Source organism: Streptomyces hydrogenans (genome assembly GCF_014656075.1).
Lineage (GTDB): Bacteria > Actinomycetota > Actinomycetes > Streptomycetales > Streptomycetaceae > Streptomyces > Streptomyces hydrogenans.
Map to the genome: position 1 here is coordinate 1 of NZ_BNBS01000264.1, position 3,080 is coordinate 3,080.

Consider the following 3,080-nt stretch of genomic DNA (forward strand, 5'->3'; position numbering starts at 1 on the left):
ATCTACCCCCGGCAGGCGCCCCCCGTGCAACCGCCCGCTCCTCAGGCTCCGCCCGTGCCGTCCGCGCCCCCGGGCCCCGCGCCCACCGGCCACGCCCGTCACGCCGCGCCCGCCCCACAGCGCCCGGGACAGGACGCCCACGACACCGGCGCGGACGCGGAAGGGATCCCGGACCTCCTCGGCGCCGAGGAGGAGGCGGAGTTCCGCAGGCGCTGGCACGAGGTCCAGGGCCGCTTCGTCGACGATCCCCGCCAGGCGGTCCACGCGGCGGACGTGCTCGTCGGCGACGTGATGAGGAACCTGGCCGACACCTTCGCCCGGCACCGGAACAGCCTGGAGAGCCAGTGGAGCCAGGGGCTGGAGGCGGACACCGAGAGCCTGCGCCGCGCCCTGTGCCAGTACCGCGCCCTGTTCCACCGCCTCCTGTCCACCTGACGCCCGGCCAGGGGCCCCGGCATCCGGCCCGGCGGTGCGCACGGCTTACCGGCCCGCACCGCCGGGCCCGCGGCGCGCCCAAGCCGCCGGCGTCCGGGGGAGGGGACATACGTGACGACGCCCCACACCCCTCATGACGAAGCCCCACGCCCCCCATGACGAGGCCCCACGCCCTACCTGGCGCGGGGCTTCGCCGTGCCGTCGTCAGCGGCGGCCGAGCAGGCGTCGTTCCCGGGTGCGCCGGCGCGGGGCGGCGCCGGGGGAGGGTGCCGTGGCGCCTCCGGCGGTCCGGGGGTCGGCGAGGGCCCGGGCACAGGCCGCCGCGTCGGGCCGCGCGCCGGGGGAGCGGGCGGTCATGGCCGTCAGCAGTCCGGCGAGCCCCGTCGCGAGGCCCGGCGGAAGCACCGGGGAGCGGTCCAGGTGCGCCACCGCGGCCTCCAGAGGAGTGCCGCCGTACTCGGCCTCGCCCTTCAGCGCTTCGAGGAGCACCAGACCGAGGCTGTACACATCGGCGGCGGGCCCCGTGCTCCGGCCGAGGGCCTGCTCGGGCGCCATGTAGGCGGCGGTTCCGACGAGCGTCCCGTCGCCCGGGGGCGCGACGTCCGCAGATCCTCCGAAGCGGCGCGAGATGCCGAAGTCCGAGAGGAGCGGGGTCTCCGTCCGGTCCAGCAGGATGTTCGACGGCTTGAGGTCACGGTGGACGACCCCGTGGGCGTGCACATGGGCGAGGGCCGAGGCCAGGGCGGCGCCCGTACGGCAGGTCTCGGCGGGTGTGAGGACCCCCCGGGCTATCCGCCGCCGCAGGGTCGTCCCGCGCACGAGCCCCAGGACCAGGAAGGGTCGGCCCCCGTCGTCGCCGGAGTCGTGGAGCGTGACCAGGCCGGGATGGTGCATCCGTGCCAGGAGCCGGGCCTCCGCCCCGCACTGCGCGTGGGCCCGGCCGGCGTCCGCGGGGCGGAACACCTTCACCGCCACCGGGCGCCGCAGCCGCAGGTCCAGGGACTCGTACACGTCGGCCGCGCCGCCGCGGCCCAGGAGCCGGTCGAGTCGGTACCGGCCGGCGACGGCGCGGGCCGCCGGTGTGGGATCCGGGTGGACGGGCCTCGTACGGACCTGCATCGATGCTCCCTGGGGGTGGGGCCGGCCGCTGCCGACGGGCCGGTCGACGGAGGCGCCGCCCGTTCGGGCGTGCGCGGGCTCGCGCCAGTCGCGTGCCCCGAAGCGCCATGAACATCCTCCGGAGGAAGGAGAAGACGACGACGGCACGAGCCGGGCATCCGCTCCGCCCTCCGGATCCGGACCTCCAAAATCCGGTCTTCCTCGGATCGGCGGAATGATCCCGGGACCCCCGGGTACGCGGACGCTGTCCGACCCTCGGGGAGGAGCGGACACGGCCGGGGATCACTCGCCGGCACGAGCGCCGTCGGCGGACGGCGCTCGTGCGTGGCACCCCTGGCGTCCGTGGTGGCCGGCGGCGGCAGAGCCCGCCCCGAGGCGGCGCGCACGTCGGCCGCCGGCCCCCCGCGGGGACGCGGAGACAGTGAACACACCGACAGAGGAGTGACAGCGATGACCGATCACCTGTGGTCCTACAGCACGGAGTCCGGCCACCTGGCGGGCACCGACCTCACCGGATGGAAGGTCGAGGCGTCCGACGGCCACATCGGCAAGGTGGACAAGCACTCCGACGAGGTCGACGACTCCTACCTGGTCGTGGACACGGGCGTGTGGATCTTCGGCAAGGAGGTCCTGATCCCGGCGAGCGCGGTGAACCGCGTCGACCTGGAGGAGCACGTCCTCCACCTCGCCCTGTCCAAGGAACAGGTCAAGGACGCACCCGAGTTCGTCTCCGACAAGCACCTCGCCGACCAGCAGTACCGCGAGGACCTCGCCCAGCACTACCGGACGGGCGGCCCCTTCCCGGGCGGCATGGGCCCTTTCTGACGAACCGTCGGCGGCCCCGCGTACGGGTTCCGGGACCACGAGAAGCATCCGTTTGCGAACGAGAGGTGTGAGGCCTCCGGGACGGGTCACGCGCATCACGACGATCCGTCCGCGACGCGGAGGAACACCCACCCGAAGAAAGGTGTCGGCATGTCGAAGGTAGAGGAGTCCGTCGAGGTCGAGGTCCCGGTCCGGCGGGTGTACGACCAGTGGACGCAGTTCGAGGAGTTCCCCCGCTTCATGGACGGGGTGGAGCGGATCGACCAGCGTACGGACACGCTCACCCACTGGGTCACGGAGATCGGCGGTGTACGGCGCGAGTTCGACGCCGTCGTCACCGAGCAGATCCCGGACGAACGCGTCGCCTGGACGACGGTCGAGGGCGAGGCGCGCCAGGCGGGCGTCGTCACGTTCCACCGCCTCGACGAGCGCCGGACGAAGGTCATGCTCCAGATGGACTTCGCCCCCGAGGGGCTGACCGAGCAGGTCGGCGACAAGCTCGGGTTCGTCAAGCGCAAGGTGACCGGCGACCTCAAGCGGTTCAAGTCGTTCATCGAGGAGCGAGGCGGCCAGGAGACCGGCGCCTGGCGCGGATCGGTCTGAGCGGCCGGTGAACGCGCCCGGGGAACCGCCCCCACGCCGTCGGCCCGCCGCCTCCCCTTCCGCCGCGGCCTGACGGCCCCACGACCGCCCCCCCCGGG

General features: G+C 74.3%; 4 protein-coding genes. 3 read left to right on the plus strand and 1 reads right to left on the minus strand.

The window, feature by feature from the left end; all coding sequences use genetic code 11:
* Nucleotides 1-435, plus strand: a 435-nt coding sequence (locus tag IE321_RS41180; RefSeq protein WP_229916855.1) for a hypothetical protein, incomplete at its 5' end; no start/stop codon positions are given.
* A 204-nt stretch (nucleotides 436-639) separates the two neighbouring features.
* Here the strand turns inward: IE321_RS41180 and IE321_RS41185 are convergent.
* Nucleotides 640-1,554, minus strand: coding sequence for a serine/threonine-protein kinase (locus IE321_RS41185; protein ID WP_190226739.1), 915 nt, complete (start codon nucleotides 1,552-1,554; stop codon nucleotides 640-642).
* Between the two features lie 450 nt (nucleotides 1,555-2,004).
* Between IE321_RS41185 and IE321_RS41190 the strand changes: the two genes are divergently transcribed.
* On the plus strand, nucleotides 2,005-2,379 hold the full coding sequence (locus IE321_RS41190; protein WP_190226740.1) for a PRC-barrel domain-containing protein: 375 nt from the start codon (nucleotides 2,005-2,007) through the stop codon (nucleotides 2,377-2,379).
* Nucleotides 2,380-2,529: 150 nt separating this feature from the next.
* Nucleotides 2,530-2,982 carry an SRPBCC family protein gene (locus tag IE321_RS41195; protein WP_190226741.1) on the plus strand — a complete coding sequence of 151 codons (453 nt, stop codon included), beginning with the start codon at nucleotides 2,530-2,532 and terminating at the stop codon, nucleotides 2,980-2,982.
* Nucleotides 2,983-3,080: the final 98 nt, after the last annotated feature.